The 16715-nt window shown below is 77.6% G+C and carries 14 protein-coding genes and 1 tRNA gene; 10 read left to right on the top strand and 5 right to left on the bottom strand.

Features of this window, described 5'->3' with window-relative positions:
* The first annotated feature begins 190 nt into the window (after positions 1-190).
* Positions 191-2284, top strand: coding sequence for a putative bifunctional diguanylate cyclase/phosphodiesterase (locus tag ACRYM2_RS05170; RefSeq protein WP_432520391.1), 2094 nt, complete (start codon positions 191-193; stop codon positions 2282-2284).
* Between the two features lie 8 nt (positions 2285-2292).
* Here ACRYM2_RS05170 and ACRYM2_RS05165 read toward each other — a convergent pair whose 3' ends face one another.
* From ACRYM2_RS05165 to ACRYM2_RS05145, 5 genes are all read right to left on the bottom strand, one after another.
* Complete coding sequence (locus ACRYM2_RS05165; protein ID WP_432520390.1) at positions 2293-2967, bottom strand: SAF domain-containing protein; 675 nt, start codon at positions 2965-2967, stop codon at positions 2293-2295.
* 95 nt (positions 2968-3062) lie between these two features.
* Positions 3063-3413, bottom strand: a complete 351-nt coding sequence (locus tag ACRYM2_RS05160) for an FmdB family zinc ribbon protein (protein WP_432520388.1) — start codon at positions 3411-3413, stop codon at positions 3063-3065.
* A gap of 85 nt (positions 3414-3498) precedes the next feature.
* On the bottom strand, positions 3499-6459 hold the full coding sequence (locus ACRYM2_RS05155) for a phosphodiester glycosidase family protein (RefSeq protein WP_432520387.1): 2961 nt from the start codon (positions 6457-6459) through the stop codon (positions 3499-3501).
* Positions 6460-6480: 21 nt separating this feature from the next.
* Entirely contained in the window at positions 6481-7983 is a 1503-nt protein-coding gene (locus ACRYM2_RS05150; protein WP_432520386.1) for a potassium/proton antiporter, read from the bottom strand.
* 45 nt (positions 7984-8028) lie between these two features.
* A complete protein-coding gene (locus ACRYM2_RS05145) occupies positions 8029-8658 on the bottom strand; it encodes a 5-formyltetrahydrofolate cyclo-ligase (protein ID WP_432520384.1) in 630 nt (209 codons plus the stop codon).
* A 182-nt stretch (positions 8659-8840) separates the two neighbouring features.
* Here ACRYM2_RS05145 and galU point away from each other — a divergent pair, with 182 nt between their 5' ends.
* From galU to ACRYM2_RS05100, 9 genes are all read left to right on the top strand, one after another.
* Positions 8841-9761 carry a UTP--glucose-1-phosphate uridylyltransferase GalU gene (gene galU / locus ACRYM2_RS05140; protein ID WP_432520382.1) on the top strand — a complete coding sequence of 307 codons (921 nt, stop codon included), beginning with the start codon at positions 8841-8843 and terminating at the stop codon, positions 9759-9761.
* Positions 9762-9785: 24 nt separating this feature from the next.
* Positions 9786-11060, top strand: coding sequence for a molybdotransferase-like divisome protein Glp (gene glp, locus ACRYM2_RS05135; RefSeq protein ID WP_432520381.1), 1275 nt, complete (start codon positions 9786-9788; stop codon positions 11058-11060).
* Positions 11057-11533, top strand: coding sequence for a cyclic pyranopterin monophosphate synthase MoaC (gene moaC / locus ACRYM2_RS05130; RefSeq protein ID WP_432520379.1), 477 nt, complete (start codon positions 11057-11059; stop codon positions 11531-11533). The genes glp and moaC overlap by 4 nt, the downstream gene beginning before the upstream one ends.
* The gene (locus ACRYM2_RS05125; protein ID WP_432520377.1) at positions 11526-12035 is read left to right on the top strand and encodes a MogA/MoaB family molybdenum cofactor biosynthesis protein; all 510 of its coding nucleotides are present in this window, start codon (positions 11526-11528) and stop codon (positions 12033-12035) included. The genes moaC and ACRYM2_RS05125 overlap by 8 nt, the downstream gene beginning before the upstream one ends.
* Positions 12032-12631, top strand: a complete 600-nt coding sequence (locus ACRYM2_RS05120; RefSeq protein ID WP_432520376.1) for a GNAT family N-acetyltransferase — start codon at positions 12032-12034, stop codon at positions 12629-12631. Before ACRYM2_RS05125 ends, ACRYM2_RS05120 begins: the two co-directional genes overlap by 4 nt.
* Positions 12632-12731: 100 nt before the next feature.
* Positions 12732-13592, top strand: a complete 861-nt coding sequence (locus tag ACRYM2_RS05115; RefSeq protein ID WP_432520375.1) for a hypothetical protein — start codon at positions 12732-12734, stop codon at positions 13590-13592.
* 83 nt (positions 13593-13675) lie between these two features.
* Positions 13676-13748, top strand: a tRNA-Ala gene (locus tag ACRYM2_RS05110).
* Between the two features lie 275 nt (positions 13749-14023).
* The gene (locus ACRYM2_RS05105; protein ID WP_432520374.1) at positions 14024-15586 is read left to right on the top strand and encodes a sugar transferase; all 1563 of its coding nucleotides are present in this window, start codon (positions 14024-14026) and stop codon (positions 15584-15586) included.
* Between the two features lie 165 nt (positions 15587-15751).
* A complete protein-coding gene (locus ACRYM2_RS05100; protein ID WP_432520373.1) occupies positions 15752-16684 on the top strand; it encodes a glycosyltransferase family 2 protein in 933 nt (310 codons plus the stop codon).
* Positions 16685-16715 lie beyond the last annotated feature (31 nt).

Here is a 16715-nt window from a genome sequence, read left to right as displayed (position 1 = left end):
ACCGCGTTGCGAGACAACGCGCCCACCCAACGCTGCCGCTGCGTCACTCTCGGTCGAATGTGCGGATTCGACCGGCGGCAGGCCTTCTGCCAGGGCCGCGCGGGCCCCCATCATGGGCGCGGAACCTCGACGGGTGTCCCCCGTCCGGGGGACACCCGCGGACCGGCTCGACCACGGCGGAAGGCGGAGGATGCACCACGTCACGGCCACCGTCCCCGCCCCCGTGGCCGCGCCCGTCCCGGCACCCCGCGCACCCGGAGCGCGCACGGCACCCCTGACCGCCGTCCTCACCGTCGCCGCCGCCGCCGTCCTCGTCCTCGCGACCGTCCTCGGGGCCTCCGCCGGGGCTCCGTGGCGCACCTCGGCCTTCGCCCTGCTGCTGGCCGTCGTCGTCGTGGCCGCCGAGTGCCGCCCGGCGGGTGTGCGCCCCGGCACCCGCGGTGACCTGCTGCCCGTGGCCTGGGGCTTCCTCGTCGCCCTCACGGCCCTCGGGCCGCTGTCGCTGGCGCTGCTCGTGCGCGCGGTGCCCTCGCTCGTGCGCGACGTGCGTCGCGGCGCACCGGTCCCGGCGCTGCTCGTGCGCACCGCCACGGCCGTCACCGGCGTCCTCGTCTGCCGCCTCGTGCTGGACGAGGTGCTCGGCACCCCGCTGAGCGCCGTCCCGGCCCTGGACGCACCGCAGCAGTGGCCCGCCGTGCTGCTGGCCGGTGCCGCCGGCCTGCTGGCCGAGACGCTCGCCCGGGCCGCCGCGCGCCGGGTCGTCGGCCAGGGCCCGCACCGCCGCCGGCTGCGCGCGGGCACCGCGTCCGGTCCGCTGCTGACCCTCGCGGTCGTCGCCTCGGCGCCCGTCGTCGCCGTCAGCGCCGAGGGCGGCGCCTCCCTGCTCCTGCTCGTCTGCGTGCCGCTGGGCGTGCTCGTCGTCAACGGTGCGCTGGCCCGCCACCACGAGCGGCGCGCCCTGGTCGACGACCTCACCGGGCTGCCCAACCGCGGGGCGCTGCTGCGGGCCACCGCCCGCGCGCTGCGCCCGACGGGACGGCCCGGAGCCGGGCCCGGCCTGCTCGTCGTGGACCTCGACCACTTCAAGGACGTCAACGACACCCTGGGCCACCCCGTGGGGGACGCCCTGCTGCGCGAGGTCGCCGAGCGGCTGCTCGTGCGGGCGCCGCGGGACGCCGTCGTCGCCCGCCTGGGCGGCGACGAGTTCGCCCTGCTGGTGGCCGACGGCACCCGCGCCGAGGCGCTCGCCGCCGCGGTGGTGGGCGAGATGTCCCGGCCGCTGCGCGTCGGCGACCTGCAGGTCCTGCTGCCGGCCAGCATCGGCGTGGCCCTGGCACCCGAGCACGGCAGCACCGCGTCCGCGCTGCTGCAGAGCGCCGACGTCGCCCTCTACCAGGCCAAGGAGGTCCGCGGCCGGGCCTGCACCTACGCCGGGCGGCGGGAGGTGCACAGCGTCGAGCGGCTGCGGCTGCTCGGCGACCTCGGCCGGGCCGTGGACCGCGGCGAGCTGTTTGTGCAGTACCAGCCGCAGGTCGACCCGGCCACCAGCCGCCTCGTGGGCGTGGAGGCGCTGGTGCGCTGGCACCACCCCGACCTCGGCGCCGTGGCTCCCGACCGCTTCATCCCGCTCGCCGAGCAGTCCGGTCTCGTCGGGCGCATCACCTCGCTGGTGCTGGACGTGGCGGTGGGCGACCTCGCGCGCTGGCGCGCGGAGGGCTTCCGGCCGACCCTGTCGGTCAACCTGTCCGCGCGGCTGCTCACCGACGCCGAGCTGCCCTCCCTCGTGGAGCAGGTGCTGCAGCGCCACGGCGTGCACGCCTCGGCGCTGGTCCTCGAGGTGACCGAGACGGGGATCGTCTCCGACCCCCGGCGGGCGGGGGCGGTCGTGCGCCGGCTGCGGGCGCTCGGCTGCGCCGTCGCCGTCGACGACTTCGGCACCGGGCAGTGCTCGCTGACCTACCTCACCGACCTCGAGGTCGACGAGCTGAAGATCGACCGCAGCTTCGTCACCGGCATGACGACCGACCGGGCCCGCGGCGTCATCGTGCGCTCGACCGTGCAGATGGGCCGGGACCTGGGCCTGCGCGTCGTCGCCGAGGGGGTGGAGGACGCCCGCACCCAGCAGGTCCTCGCCGCGCTGGGCTGCCACGTCGCCCAGGGCACGCACGTCGGCGCGCCCGTCAGCGCCCAGCGGCTGCTGCGCCGGTTGCGCGGCGAGGAGCCGGCGGCCGGCGGCGCTCCCGTGCCGCCGGCCGCCCGCGCGCCGCTGCCCCTGGAGGGCTGAGCGGGCGCTCACCGCGCGTGGAGCGCGACGACGGTGCGGCCCGCGCTGGCCGCCAGGCGGGCCGCTGCGGGCGCGTCGACGGCCACCAGCACGCTCGTCGCCGGGCCCGCGCCCGGGCCGGCCAGCAGGCCGGCCGTCGCGCCGGCGGCGGGGACGCTGAGGACCACGACGTCCGTGGCCACGCGCTCGGCACCGGCCGCGCGGCCGGTGACCGGGTCCTCGGTGCGGGCCAGCACGTCGACGTGGGCGCCCGGGGCCAGGCTGGCCAGCACGGCGGTGTCGCCGACGTCGACGGTGGCGGCGAGCGTGCCCGCCGGCTGACCCGCCAGCAGGTCGGCGCCCCGGGTGCGGGTCCGCGTCAGCAGCTCACCGCGCCGCATCGGCGTGGCCAGGACCGGGCCGGGCAGGTCGTCGCCGCCCAGCACGCCGACCGGGACGGTCTCGGCCGCCCAGCGCACCTCGCGCACGTCCCCGGGGGCGAGCACCGCACCCGCCGGCAGGTCCCGGTCGGCGACGAGCACGAGGCGGGTCGCCGGCCGGGGCGGGGCCAGCGCGCCCACCGCGACCGCCCCCGCGCCGGCGACGAGCCCGGCCGTCAGCCAGCGGCGGGCCAGCCGCCGCCGGCGGCGGGCAGCCGGACCCGGTCCGGAGCGGGTGCGGTCGGCGGGGAGGGCGAGGGCCATGGCCGCACGCTAGGGACGACGGGCGCTGCGCCGTCCCCGCCGGAGCGCGGCTGTGGACGGGGCGGGCCCCCTCGCGGCGGGGGGGACCGCGGTGCTCAGGCGGCGGACGAGCCGCTCGAGGAGCTGCCGCCGGAGCCGGAGGAACCGGACGTGGAGGTGGAGGACGAGGAGGTGCCCGCCGAACCGCCGGAGGAGCCGGACGAGGTCGAGGAGGGCGAGCCGCCCGAGGAGTCCGAGGAGGCCGAGCCGCCCGAGGACGCTCCCGCGGAGCTGCGGGAGTCGTTGCGGTAGAAGCCCGACCCCTTGAAGACGATGCCGACGTTGTTGAACAGCTTGCGCAGCTGCCCCGAGCACTCGGGGCACACCGTCAGGGCGTCGTCGCTGAACGACTGGCGGATCTCGAAGGAGTGTCCGCACGACTGGCAGGCGTAGGCGTAGGTGGGCACGTCGTCTCCGTGGGTACCGGACCCCGATTGGCACTCAGGGTGTTCGAGTGCCAAGGGTACTCGGGTCCGGGCGCCCGCGCCGCCCTCAGCGCGCGGTCCGCGGCCGGGGGAGGACGACCGGGCCCGTGGTGGCCTCCTGCACCCGCAGCCAGCCGTCGTCGGTGCCGGCCGGCAGGCCGCGCGCCACCGGCGGCGGGCTGGCGGCGTCGGCCGCCGCCGACACCAGCGCCCACGAGCCCGCGGACGTCACCGCGCTGCGGGCCGGGCCCACGCCCACCCGCAGCACCTCCTCCTCGCGCACGGCACCGGTCGCGGCGGCCGGCGAGAGCACGGCCACCCGCTTCCCGCCCGCGCGCAGCGCGCCCGTCCACCCCCGCACCAGCGCCGCCTCCTCGGCGGTGGGCGCCTGCGCCCCCGCCACCACGACCACACCGGTGACGGCCGGGTCCGCGGCGGCCGTGCGCAGCTGGTCGCGCAGCCACGCCAGCCCGGCGACGCCCCCGGCGCCCCCGGCGCCCCGCACCAGCCAGCGGGTGCCCGCCAGGTCGCGGCGCTCGCCCACCGCACCGGTGCCCGACGGCCAGCTCCAGGCCGCGCCGGCCGGCAGCTCGCGCGCCAGGACGGCCTGCACCGCCGCGACGTCGGCCGCCCCGGCGCCCGCGACGTCGCCGGTCAGCACCACCTGCTGCGCGCCGGCCGCGACCGCCCGGCGCAGCGCCGCCACCAGGGCCGCCTCCGAGGAGGGGTCGGAGGCCTGGACGCGGGTGCCGGCCACGACCGCCGTGCGGGAGGTGCGCGGGCCGGTGGGCGCGGCGGGTCCCAGCGCGGCGTCGCGCACGGCGTCGGGCCCGCCGGGCGCCTCCGGCGGCACCCCGGCCTGCAGCAGCGCGAGGTCGAGGGCTCCCGCCGCGCGCGCCGCCGGGTCGGTCTGCGCCAGGTAGACGCGCTCCAGGGCGAGCTCGCGGGCCCCCTCGGGCACGGGCACGGCCAGCCGCTGCCAGCCGCCGGCGCCGACGCGGGCCGCGAAGGTGAGCGGCCGGCCGGCGCCGTCGACGCGCAGCGTCCCCCGCAGCCACCCGCCGCCGCCGTCGCCGCGCACCCACAGCCCCAGCTCGCGGCTGCCCGCGGGCAGCGGCACGGGCGCGGACGGCACGAGGGCGGCGACGCCGGTGCCGGGGGCCTGGCCGCGGAAGTCGTACGCCAGCCGCAGGGCCGCGCCCGCGCCGGGCAGGTCGTCGACGGCGACCCTGCTCACGCCGGCGGTGGCGCGGGTGGCGCTCGCGCTCCAGCGGCCCGGGTCGTCGAGGCGGTCCAGGGTGCGGGGCAGCAGGCCGAGCGCCACGCCCGCGGTGGTGCTGACGCCGGCCGCCTGCAGCCGCACCGCCGTCGCCGCCGGCCCGCCGGCGCGCGCGGTCAGCCGCAGCCGCCCGTCGGGCAGGGCGCCGGCCTGCACCAGCGCGGGGTCGGCGTCGACGGCCACCTCGGCCGCGTCGACCGGGGCGCTGCGGCCCTCCGCGTCGCGTCCGAGCACCTGCACGTCGGTGCTGGCGCCCGCGGCGGGCAGGGCCACGGGCCGCTCCAGCTCCAGGCGGGCCAGCGGGGCGAGGACCTCGACGTCGAGCGTGGCGGTGGCCGTGCCGGCGCGGGCGGTGAGCGTGGTGGTGCCCGGGCGCAGGCCGCTCAGCACGGCCCGCGTGCCGGTGGCGGTGACGGCGGCGACGTCGGGGGCCGCGGCGGTGACCTGCAGCGGCGCCGCGGACGGGACCGGTGCGCCCGCGGAGTCGGTGACCACGGCCTCGACGCCGCGGTGCAGACCGGGGAAGACGCGCGGGGAGGGGGTGCGCAGCACGAGGCCCGCCTGCCCGGTGCCGGGCGCGGTCACCAGGCCGATCGCGTGCGCGACGGGGCGCGCGGCGCCGTCGGAGGGTGCGCCGACCTCGCGGACGCCGGCGTCGCCGGGGGCGCGGGCGACCATCTGCGCCGAGCCGCCGCCGTCCAGCATCACCGCGCCGACGGCACCGGCCTGGAGCATCCGCTGCGCCGTCTCGGTGGCCGTGACGCCCCGGGAGGCCGCGGTGCCGCCGTCGACGGTGAGCAGCAGCAGCTCCCCGGAGGCGGTCCAGCCGATCGCGGTGCGCGCCCGCAGCGCCGCCCACGTGGGGTCGGCGGTGTCGATGGGTGCGATCCTGCCGTCGCGCACCAGCTCCAGCCGGGCGCCGACCGCGAAGCCGCCCGGGGCGCCGGACCCGCCCGCCAGCGCCTCGTCGCGCACCCGGGTGTCCGCGACCGCGCTCGTGCCGGGCGCGGTGCCGGCGAGGGCGGCGGCGGCGCTGCCGGTGGCGACGAGCACGAAGCCGTCGGCCGGCACGGGGGTGGCGCCGGGGGCGCGGACGGCGCTGACGCGCCCGCCGCGGACCTCCAGCTCGATCCCCGCGCCCGCGGTGAGCGCGCGGTTCCCGTCGCCCCAGGCCGGGGAGAACAGCGCGACGGCGTCGGGGGCGACGGTGCGGGTGTTGAGCGCGGCCAGCGGCAGGGTGCGGGCGCCGACGGTGACCGCGCCCTGCAGCTGCACCGCGCCGACGCGCCCGCTCCAGCCGGTGCCGGAGGGGGCGATCGCGACGGCCGACTGCACCGCCGCGTCCGCCTTCAGCGGCGTGCCGCCGACGACGACGGGGCCGTCGGGGGTGCCGGTGCGGTCGATGTCGAAGAAGTCGCCGTTGACGGCGGCCACCGCGCCGGCGGCGGTGGCCAGCTCGGCCGGGGTGCGGGGGGAGGAGAGGTCCTGCTGCAGCAGCGCGGGGCGGGTGGTGGACCCGGGGGCCAGCCGCAGCAGCTGGCTGCGCACGGGGCCGGCGGCGTCGAGCGTGGCCCGGCGCTCCAGGACGAGGCCGGGGGCCACGACCTCCTGGGAGGCGGTGACCTCCAGCGTGCCGGGCGCCTCCTCGACGAGGGCGGCGGGCGCCTGGGCGAGGGCGCCGGGGGCCTGCAGCAGGGGGGCCAGGAGCAGCGGGACGACGCCCGCGAGGAGGGTTCGCAGCACGCGCACGGACACAAAGTAACTGGTGTTTTACTCAGAGTTGTCACTCGTGCGCCAGTCGGCGAGCTTGCCGTACCGGCTGACCGCCAGCAGCCGCGCCTCCACCCGCTCCCGCTCGCCGGCGGCCGTGACGACGAGCACGTCGTCCCCGCGGCGCAGCACCGTGCGCGGCTGCGGCACGAAGGTCGCCCCGTCCCGGGCCACCAGCGTGACGTTGGCCCCCGCCGGCAGCCGCAGCTCGAACACCTCGACGCCGTGCAGGCGGGAGGCGGGCCCCACGCGCACCTGCACCACGTCCGCCGACAGCGTCCCCAGCGGCGAGACCTCGACGTCGAGCTCCTCGGTGGGAGCCGCCGGGGCCAGCCCCAGCCGGCGGGCCAGCGGGCCGAGCGTGGGCGCCTGCACGAGGGTGAAGACGACGACGAGCACGAGCACGAGGTCGAACAGCCGCTGCCCGCCGGCGGTCCCCGCCACCAGGGGGACCGTCGCGAGCACCACCGGCACCGCGCCCCGCAGCCCCGCCCACGACAGGAACACCAGGTCGGGGCCGCGCACCCGGAAGGGCAGCAGGCTGGCCACCACCGAGGCCGGGCGCGCCAGCACCGTGAGCACGAGGCCGACGAGCAGCGCGTCGACCAGCGCACCCGGCAGCCGCGAGGGCGTCGCCAGCAGCCCGAGCATGACGAACAACCCGATCTGGGCCAGCCAGCCGGAGGCCTCCGCGAACCCCCGCGTCGCGTGCCGGTGCGGCAGCCGGGCGTTGCCGAGCACGAGACCGCACAGGTACGTGGCCAGGAAGCCCGACCCGTGCAGCACGTCCGCCACGGCGAAGGCGCCGACGGCCAGCGCCAGGACCGCGATCGGGTACAGCCCCGAGCTCGGCAGCGCCGCGCGCCGCAGCGCGAAGGTGCCCAGCGCCCCGATCCCCAGGCCCACCAGGGTGCCGACGCCCAGCTCGACGACGGCCTCGACGGGCAGGGACCACCAGGCGTGCCCGCCGTGGCCGGTGGCGATCCCGGTGAGGGCGACGACCGCGATGACCACGGGCGCGTCGTTGAGCCCGGACTCCGCCTCCAGCAGGCCGGACAGCCGGGCGGGCAGCGGCACCGAGCGCAGCACGGAGAAGACCGCCGCGGCGTCGGTGGAGGAGACGACGGCGCCGATGAGCAGCGAGACCGGCCAGTCGGTGCCCAGCAGCAGGTGCGCACCCGCGCCGACGACGGCGGTGGAGACCGCGGTCCCCAGCGTCGCCAGCACGGCCGCCGGGCCCAGCACGGCCCGCACGCTGGACCAGCGCGTCGTCAGCCCGCCCTCGGCGAGGATGAGGACCAGGGCGCCGTAGCCGAGGACCTGGGCCACCTCGGCGTCGGCGAAGGGGATGCCGAAGCCGTCCTCGCCGAGGACCAGGCCGAGGGCCAGGTACAGCAGCAGGGACGGCAGACCGCTGCGCGCGGACAGCCGCACGGCCAGGACGGCCACCAGCAGGACCCCGCAGGAGAGCAGCAGGACGCGGCTGAACTCCTCCAGGGTCATGGGCCACCGTACCGAGCCGCGCCGTCGCGGCGGCCCGGGACGGGCTCAGGCGGCGAGCCAGAGCCAGCGCGTCGGCGTCACCACGGCGTGCACGAGCCGGTCGTGCGGCAGCGAGGGCAGCGGGGTGATCGCCGCGTCGAGCAGCTCCTCGTCGTGGACGACCGCGAGGACGGGCACCCGCGCCGGGACCCGCCGCAGGGCGCGGTCGTAGCTGCCGCCGCCCTGGCCCAGCCGGCGCCCGGCCGTGTCCACCGCCAGCGCCGGCACGACGACGAGGTCGACGGCCGCGACGGCCTCCGGGCCGAGCAGCGCCTCCGCCCCGGCGCCCTCCCCGGCGGCACCCCCGGCGCGGTGCCAGTCGAGGTCGTCGTCGGCCGTGCGGTGCGGCAGCAGCACCTGCACGCCGTGGCGGTGCAGCTCGGCGAGCAGCGCGCCGGTGCCCGGCTCCCCGGGCAGCGAGGAGTAGCAGGCGATGCGGCCCGCCCCGGCCAGCAGCGGGCAGCCGAGCAGCACGCGGGCGAGGTCGGCCTCGACGGCGGCGGCGGCCCGGGCGTCGCGGGTGCGGCGGTCGGCGCGCACGTCGCGGCGCAGGCGCGCCTTGCGCGCCTGCACCTCCAGCACGTCGGGGCTGAGGGTGAGGGCGGTGTCGGCGGTGGTGTCGGCGGTGGTGGCCACGGCGGCTCCTGGTCCGGGAGGAGCTCGTCCACGGGTCCTCGGGACATCTCCTCACCCAGAGTGTGCCTCTCGGCTACGCGCAGCGCCATGCCCGGTGGTGTCCACGTGCGACGGGGACCTCGTGCGGGCGAGTGCGGCAGCGGGCGGTGCACGGGTGCGGACGGGCGGTAGCCTCCCGCCCCATGAGCGAACGCGACGAGCGCCGCACCGTCCGCAAGGCCGTCATCCCGGCCGCCGGGCAGGGCACGCGGTTCCTGCCCGCCACGAAGGCCATGCCCAAGGAGATGCTGCCGGTGGTGGACACCCCGGCCATCCAGTACATCGTCGAGGAGGCGGTCCGCGCCGGCCTGACCGACGTGCTGATGATCACCGGGCGCAACAAGCGGCCGCTGGAGGACCACTTCGACCGCAACGTCGAGCTCGAGGTCGGCCTGGAGGCCAAGGGCGACAAGACCAAGCTCGCCCGCGTGCAGGAGTCCACCGACCTCGCGCAGGTGCACTACGTGCGCCAGGGCGACCCCAAGGGACTGGGCCACGCCGTGCTGGTCGCCGAGCAGCACGTGGGCGACGAGCCGTTCGTCGTCCTGCTCGGCGACGACATCGTCGACGCCCGCGACCCGCTGCTCGACACGATGATCGAGGTGCGCGAGCGCCTGGGCGGCAGCGTCGTGGCGTTCATGGAGGTCCCCGAGGACCAGATCCACCTCTACGGCTGCGCGGTCGCCGAGCCCACCGACGTCGCGGGCGTCGTGAAGGTCTCCGGCCTGGTGGAGAAGCCCAAGCGCGAGGAGGCCCCCAGCAACCTGGCGATCATCGGCCGCTACCTGCTGGACCCGGCCGTCTTCGCCGTGCTGCACGAGACCCCGCCGGGCAAGGGCGGGGAGATCCAGCTGACCGACGCGCTGCAGGTGCTCGCCCAGGGCGAGGGGCCCGGGCACGGCGTGCACGGCGTCGTCTTCAGCGGCCGCCGCTACGACACCGGCGACAAGCTCGACTACATCAAGGCCGTCGTGCGGCTGGCCAGCGAGCGCGAGGACATCGGCCCCGAGCTGCGCGAGTGGCTCGCCGGCTACGTCGCCGAGGGTGCCGGCGCTCCGCGCTGAGCGCGGCGTGACAACCTTCCGGACGTGACAGCCGACACCCTCACCACCGTCGCGCAGCACCAGCGGGCGTGCCTGGACCTGGTGCGCCCGCTGCCGCCGCTGGACCTGGCGCTGCGCGACGCCCTCGGCTGCGTCCTGGCCGAGGACGTCGTCAGCCCCCGCGCCCTGCCGGCGTTCGACAACTCCGGCATGGACGGCTACGCGGTGCGGGTGCGCGACGTGGAGGGTGCCAGCGAGCAGGCGCCGGTGGGCCTGCCGGTGCTGGCCGACATCGCCGCCGGGCACGCGGAGACGCTGCGGCTGACCGCCGGCACCGCCGCGCGCATCATGACCGGCGCCCCCGTGCCGCCCGGTGCCGAGGCCGTCGTGCCCGTGGAGTGGACCGACCGGGGCGTGAGCCACGTGCAGGTGCGCCGGGCGCCCGTGCCCGGCCAGCACGTGCGCCGGGCGGGGGAGGACGTCGCCGCCGGCGTGCTCGTCCTGGAGGCGGGGACCCGGCTGGAGCCGCGGCACGTGGGCGTCCTGGCGGCGCTGGGCCGGGCGCGGGTGCGGGTGCGCCCGCGCCCGCGCGTCGTGGTCGTCTCCACCGGCAGCGAGGTCGTCGAGCCGGGCACGGTGCTGGCCCACGGGCAGCTGCACGACGCCAACGGCTACCTGCTGACGGCCGCGGCCGAGGACGTCGGGGCGCTGGCCTACCGGGTGGGCGTGGTCGCCGACGACGCCCGGGAGCTGGCCGCCGTCCTCGACGACCAGCTCGTGCGCGCCGACGTCGTCATCACCTCCGGCGGCGTCAGCGAGGGCGCCTACGACACCGTCAAGGAGGTGCTGTCCGCGCGCGGGCAGCACGCGGTGCGCTTCGAGCGGGTGGCCGTGCAGCCGGGGATGCCCCAGGGCTGCGGCACGCTGGGCGAGCAGCGGGTCCCCGTCTTCACCCTGCCGGGCAACCCGGTGAGCGCGTTCGTCTCCTTCGAGGTGTTCGTGCGCCCCGCGCTGCGGCGGATGCTGGGCGCGGCCGGGCCCGATCCGCAGCGGCCCCGGGTGCGCTGCGTCGCGGCGGCCGGCTGGAGCTCGCCGCCGGCCAAGGAGCAGTACGTGCGGGCGGCCTTCACCCCCGGCCTGGACGGGCGGCTGCACGTCGCGCCCGTCTCCGGCCACGGCTCGCACCTGGTGACCGCGCTGGCCCGCGCCACCTGCCTGGCCGTCGTGCCCGTCGGCGTCGCGGCGGTCGAGCCGGGCGACGAGGTCGAGTGCGTGCTGCTGGGACCGCTGCCGCAGCAGCCCGCGGGGGGTGCGCGGTGAGCGAGCGGCTGACCCACCTCGACGAGTCCGGCCACGCGCGGGTGGTCGACGTCTCCGCCAAGCCCGTGACGGCGCGCGAGGCGCGCGCCGAGGGGTACGTGCGCTGCTCGCCGCAGGTCCTGGCGCTGCTCGCCGAGGGCGGGCTGCCCAAGGGCGACGCGCTGGCCGTGGCGCGCATCGCCGGCCTGCAGGCGGCCAAGCGCACCCCCGACCTGGTGCCGCTGGCCCACCCGGTGGCCGTGCACGCCGTGGAGGTCGCCATCGACGTCGTCGAGGACGGGGTGCACATCCGCTCGGCCGTGCGCACCGCCGACCGCACGGGCATCGAGATGGAGGCGCTGACCTGCGTGGTGGTCGCGGCGCTGACGTTCGTCGACATGGTCAAGGCCGTCGACAAGCGCACCGTGCTCGACGGTGTGAGGGTGACCGCCAAGAGCGGTGGCCGCTCGGGGGACTGGAGCGTCGATGGCTGAGGGTTCTGCGGGCACCGCGCTCGTGGTGACGGTCTCCAACCGCGCCTCGGCGGGGGTGTACTCCGACGACTCCGGGCCGATCGTCGTGGAGGGCCTGCGCTCGCTGGGGTTCGCCGTCGACGGACCGCTCCTGGTGCCCGACGGCGACCCGGTCGAGGAGGCGCTGCGCGACGCCGTCGAGGCCGGCTACGACGTCGTCGTCACCAACGGCGGCACCGGGCTGAGCCCGCTGGACCTCACCCCCGAGCGCACCCGCCGCGTCCTGGACTACGAGGTCCCCGGCGTGCCGGAGGCGATCCGCGCGGCGGGCGTGGCCAAGGGCGTGGCGACGGCGGTGCTCTCGCGCGGGCTGGCCGGTGTCGCCGGCCGCTCGTTCGTCGTGAACCTGCCGGGCTCGCCGGGAGCCGCGCGCGACGGGGTCGCCGTGCTCGCGGGCTTCCTCGCGCACGCCGTCGGCCAGCTGCACGGGGAGGACCACGCGCGCCGCGGAGGTGGGCGGTGAGCAGCGGCTGGCCGGTGGAGCTGGTGGAGGGGGCGGTGCGGCTGCGGCCGCTGCGCCGGCGGGACGGGACGGCCTGGCGCGCGGTGCGCGCCGCCAACGCCTCGTGGCTGCGGCCCTGGGAGGCGACCAGCCCGGAGGGTTCCGGGCCCGCGCCGACGTTCGCGCAGATGGTGCGGGGCTTCACCCGCGAGGCCCGCGCCGGTCGCATGCTGCCCTTCGTCGTCGAGCTCGACGGCAGGCTCGTCGGTCAGATCACCGTCTCCGGGATCACCTGGGGCTCGCTGCGGTCCGCGCACGTGGGCTACTGGATCGACCAGCGCGTGGCCGGCCGCGGGACGATCCCGGTGGCGCTGGCGCTGGTGGCCGACCACTGCTTCCGGACGCTGCGGCTGCACCGCGTCGAGGTGAACATCCGGCCGGAGAACTCCGCCTCGCTGCGGGTGGCCGCCAAGCTCGGGATGCGCGACGAGGGCCTGCGCGAGCGCTACCTGCACATCGACGGCTCCTGGCGCGACCACCGGACGTTCGCGCTGACGGCCGAGGAGGTCCCCGAGGGCGTGCTGGCGCGCTACCGGACCTCGCGCAGCCGCGGCTGAGGCGCCGGCAGCAGCACACCGCGCGGTTCACGGCGAGCCCGAGGTGCGACACGCCCGGGTGATCCGCCGCGCCGGGCCCGGTGACCAATACCGTTTCCACGTGCCCGCCAGCAGCCTGATCTTCATCGTCATCATCGTCCTGTGGGCTGCCTACCTGGTGCCCGCGGCGATCCACAAGCACCGGCGGGCGGCGTCGGCCCGCACCGGTGACCGGGACTCGCAGGCCATGCGCGTCGTCGTCCGCCGCGCTCCGGCGGCGGTGCCCGGGAGCGCGGCGGCACCGCTGCCGGCGGCGCTGAGCGCACCCTCCAGCCGCCCGGTGCTGGCCGCGGGGCCGGCCCCCGCCGCCCTGCCGCCGGTGCAGGCGCCGGTGCGCGCGGCGGTGCAGGTGGCGGCGGCGAGCGTCCCGGCGCCGCGCGCGGGCGGGCCCTCGCGGGTCGTCGTCCGCCGCCGCCGCCTGCTGGCGACGGCGGTCGCGCTGACCGCTGCGGGCTGGGTGCTGGTCGCCACCGGCCTGGCCCCCTGGGTCTGCGGTGCGGTGCCGAGCGCGGGGCTGCTGCTCGTCGTCGCGGCGCTGAGCCGGCACGGGGCCGGTGCCCCCGCACGCACCGCCGCCCCGGCGCGCGCCGGTGAGGCCACCGCGGTGCTGCCGGCGGTGCGCCCGGGCCTGCCGCCCGTGGCGCTGCACCCCGAGCCGCGCGCCGGGGTGGACGCCGGGGTCCCGGTCCCGGCGCCGCGCGAGCAGCCCGCCGCGAGCGCGCCGGCCCCGGCGGCCGCGCCGGCGCCGGGCTGGCAGCCGGTGCCCGTCCCGCTGCCGACGTACCTGCTCAAGGACAAGGCGCCCCACCTGGCGCCCGCGGCCGCCGCCGACCGCGAGCAGGAGCGCTCCGCGGTCGCCGTCGACGACGAGCCGACCCAGGTCATCGACCTGCGCGAGCACGTGCGCGTCGTCAACGGCTGAACGCGGTGCGACACCCGTGGTCGGGGGCGGTCCCCGGCAGCTGGTAACCTCTTCTCCGTCACCGCGCACGAGCGGGACGGCAAGGGGCTGTGGCGCAGCTGGTAGCGCACCTCGTTCGCAACGAGGGGGTCAGGGGTTCGAATCCCCTCAGCTCCACCCTCGAAGGGCCCTCACCGGGAGACCGGTGGGGGCCCTTCGCGTTCCCGCCGCTCCCCGCCGCCGCCTCGGGCCGGCCTCCGGCTGCCCTGCGCGCCTCGTGCTCACCGTGCTCCGTTCGTGATCCAGCTGTGAGGGACTTGCGTCCAACGGGTGACCCCCCGCTACCATGGGTGTCGTCAGCTCACCCGTCCGTAGCAGCGCGACACGCCCGGACGGATCACTGGCTCCCACAGCGGCGTGGGTCCTGACGACCACGACCGACGGGGGAGGCCATGGCGGCTGAGGAAGTACGGGTACTGCCGGCGCAGCGACGCCGCATCATCGACGCGAACGACGGCACACCGACCCTCAGCACCGACCAGGCGTTCCTGCCGCTGACGCGCCGCCGCCCGGCCAGCGCGCCGCGCCCCGCCGGCCGGCGGCCGGTCTGGCAGCGCGAGTACGTGCGCACCATCGCCGTCTCCGACGCCGTCTCCGCCCTGCTGGCGGCCCTGCTCGGCTGGGCCGTGCGCTTCGGCGACACCCCGCTGCACGCCACCGGCCTCGGCGGCCTGTCCGTGGCCTGGACGATGGTCCTGCTGCCGCCGGTCTGGGTCGCCTCCATGCTGCTGTTCCGCGCCTACGAACCGCGCTTCCTCGCCGTCGGGTCCGAGGAGTTCCAGCGGGTGCTGCTGGCCGGCACCACCGTGGTCGCCTTCGTCGGCACCGCCTCCTGGGCGCTGCAGCTGGAGATCGCCCGCGGCTTCGTGGTCGTCGCCCTGCCGGTGGCGGGCCTGCTGACCGTGCTCTCCCGCCTGGTCGTGCGCCACTACCTGCACGTGCGCCGCGCCGCGGGGGAGTGCATGCAGTCCACCCTCGTCGCCGGCCACCCGGAGGCCGTCGCCTCCCTGGTGCGCCAGGTGCGCCGCCAGACCGACCACGGCCTGCGCGTGGACGCGGCCTGCACGCCCGGGGGCCGCAGCACCGAGGAGCTGCAGGCGCTGGGCGTCCCCGTGCTGGGCTCCCTGGAGGAGGTCGCCGCCGTCGCGGGCGAGGTGGACGTGGACGTGGTCGCCACCCTGACCTGCCCCGAGCTGGACGGGCCGGTCCTGCGCCGCCTCGGCTGGGAGCTGGAGAACACCCGCGCCGACCTCGTGGTGGCGCCCGCGCTGACCGACGTCGGCGGGCCCCGCGTGGTGATCCGCCCGGTCTCCGGCCTGCCGCTGCTGCACGTCGACCGCCCCGAGCTGCGCGGCATCCGCCACGTGGGCAAGACCCTGCTGGACCGCGGCAGCGCGGCGCTGGGGCTGCTGGCGCTGAGCCCGCTGTTCGTCCTCGTGGCGGTCCTCATCAGGCTGGACTCGCCGGGGCCGGTCTTCTTCCGCCAGCGCCGGGTCGGGCGCGACGGCACGGAGTTCACGATGGTGAAGTTCCGCTCCATGGTCGTCGACGCCGAGCAGCGGCTCATCGACCTGCGGGAGGCCTCCGAGGGCAACGGCCTGCTGTTCAAGATGAAGCGCGACCCCCGCGTGACGCGCACGGGCGCGTTCCTGCGCCGCTACTCCCTGGACGAGCTGCCGCAGCTGTTCAACGTCCTGACCGGCAGCATGTCGCTGGTGGGCCCGCGGCCGCCGCTGCCCAGCGAGGTCGCCGAGTACGGCCAGGACCTGCGCCGCCGGCTGCTCGTCAAGCCTGGTCTCACCGGGCTGTGGCAGGTCAGCGGACGCTCCGACCTCGACCTGGACGAGTCCACCCGGCTGGACCTGCAGTACGTGGAGAACTGGTCGCCCGCCTTCGACCTCATGATCCTCGCCAAGACCGTCCGGGCCGTGCTCGGCGGGCGGGGGGCGTACTGAGGTGCACCCCGCGTGTGACACGGGTCGCAGGGAGCGGTGCTGCCCCGGGGTTGCGCCGATCCGGTGAACTCTGGCTACGATGCGCACCGGTAAGTGACCACAAGTGACCACGATCTGCCGGACGAGTGGCAACGCGCCCGAACGACGGGCGAGGGGAGGAGGAGCGTGACCACGACGGCTCCCGACCCCTCGCCGGCGGTCACCTCCCCGCGACGCACGCCCACCGTCTCCGTGGTCGTCCCCGCCCACGACGAGGCGCGGACGCTGCGGGGCACCCTCGAGGCGCTGCGCTCGGCCGCGAGGACCGAGGTCGCCGAGGTCGTCGTCGTGGCCAACGGCTGCACCGACGACACGGCCGCCGTGGCGCGGGCCGCCGGCGCGGTCGTCGTCGAGCTCGGCCAGGCCTCGAAGGCCGCCGCGCTGCGCGCGGGCGACCGCGTCGCCACCGCCTTCCCGCGCGTCTACCTGGACGCCGACATCGTCCTGACGCCGGGCACGCTCGACGCGCTCGCCGAGCGGCTGCGCGCCGACGGCGTGCTCGCGGCGTCGCCGCGCGTGCGCTTCGACACCTCGGCGTCCTCCTGGCCGGTGCGCGCGTTCTACCGCGCGTACGCGGAGCTGCCCTACGTGCGCGACGGCCTCGTGGGCCTGGGCGTCTACGGGCTGTCGGAGACCGGCCGCTCCCGCTTCGAGGAGTTCCCGGACCTGACGAGCGACGACCTCTTCGTGCAGCGGCTCTTCGCCGAGCACGAGAGGGCGACGAGCGAGGGGGAGTTCCTCGTCGCCGTCCCGCGGGACCTGCGCAACCTGCTCAAGGTCCGCACCCGGACAGCCGCCGGGAACGCTCAGCTGAGCAAGGCCGAACCTGGCGCCGGGGGGCGCGCGGAGACCGAGGTCTCCGGCGGGAGCGCCGTCGGGGGTCCACCGTCCTTCGCGCGGACGACGTCGGCGACGTCGACCGCCCTGATGCGCCTGGCTCTGGGGCGACCTCGTCTGATCCCGTCCTTCGCCGTCTACACCGGTGTCACCATCGCGTCGCGGGTCTCCGCTCGCCGTCGGCAGGCCACTGCCTGGCAGCGGGACTCCTCGACGCGCTGACACCGGTCGACCTGGGAGATCGCATGGCTCT

Source organism: Kineococcus aridisoli (assembly GCF_050871885.1).
Taxonomy (GTDB): domain Bacteria; phylum Actinomycetota; class Actinomycetes; order Actinomycetales; family Kineococcaceae; genus Kineococcus.
This window is presented reverse-complemented; position numbering and strand designations above follow the sequence as displayed.

Bases quoted from the DNA above. Each gene is read 5' to 3' on its own strand.
- ACRYM2_RS05150 (WP_432520386.1), bottom strand. From the start codon at position 7,983: ATGACCCTGGAGGAGTTCAGCCGCGTCCTGCTGCTCTCCTGCGGGGTC.
- ACRYM2_RS05170 (WP_432520391.1), top strand. From the start codon at position 191: ATGCACCACGTCACGGCCACCGTCCCCGCCCCCGTGGCCGCGCCCGTC.
- galU (WP_432520382.1), top strand. From the start codon at position 8,841: ATGAGCGAACGCGACGAGCGCCGCACCGTCCGCAAGGCCGTCATCCCG.
- ACRYM2_RS05125 (WP_432520377.1), top strand. From the start codon at position 11,526: ATGGCTGAGGGTTCTGCGGGCACCGCGCTCGTGGTGACGGTCTCCAAC.
- ACRYM2_RS05165 (WP_432520390.1), bottom strand. From the start codon at position 2,967: ATGGCCCTCGCCCTCCCCGCCGACCGCACCCGCTCCGGACCGGGTCCG.
- ACRYM2_RS05105 (WP_432520374.1), top strand. From the start codon at position 14,024: ATGGCGGCTGAGGAAGTACGGGTACTGCCGGCGCAGCGACGCCGCATC.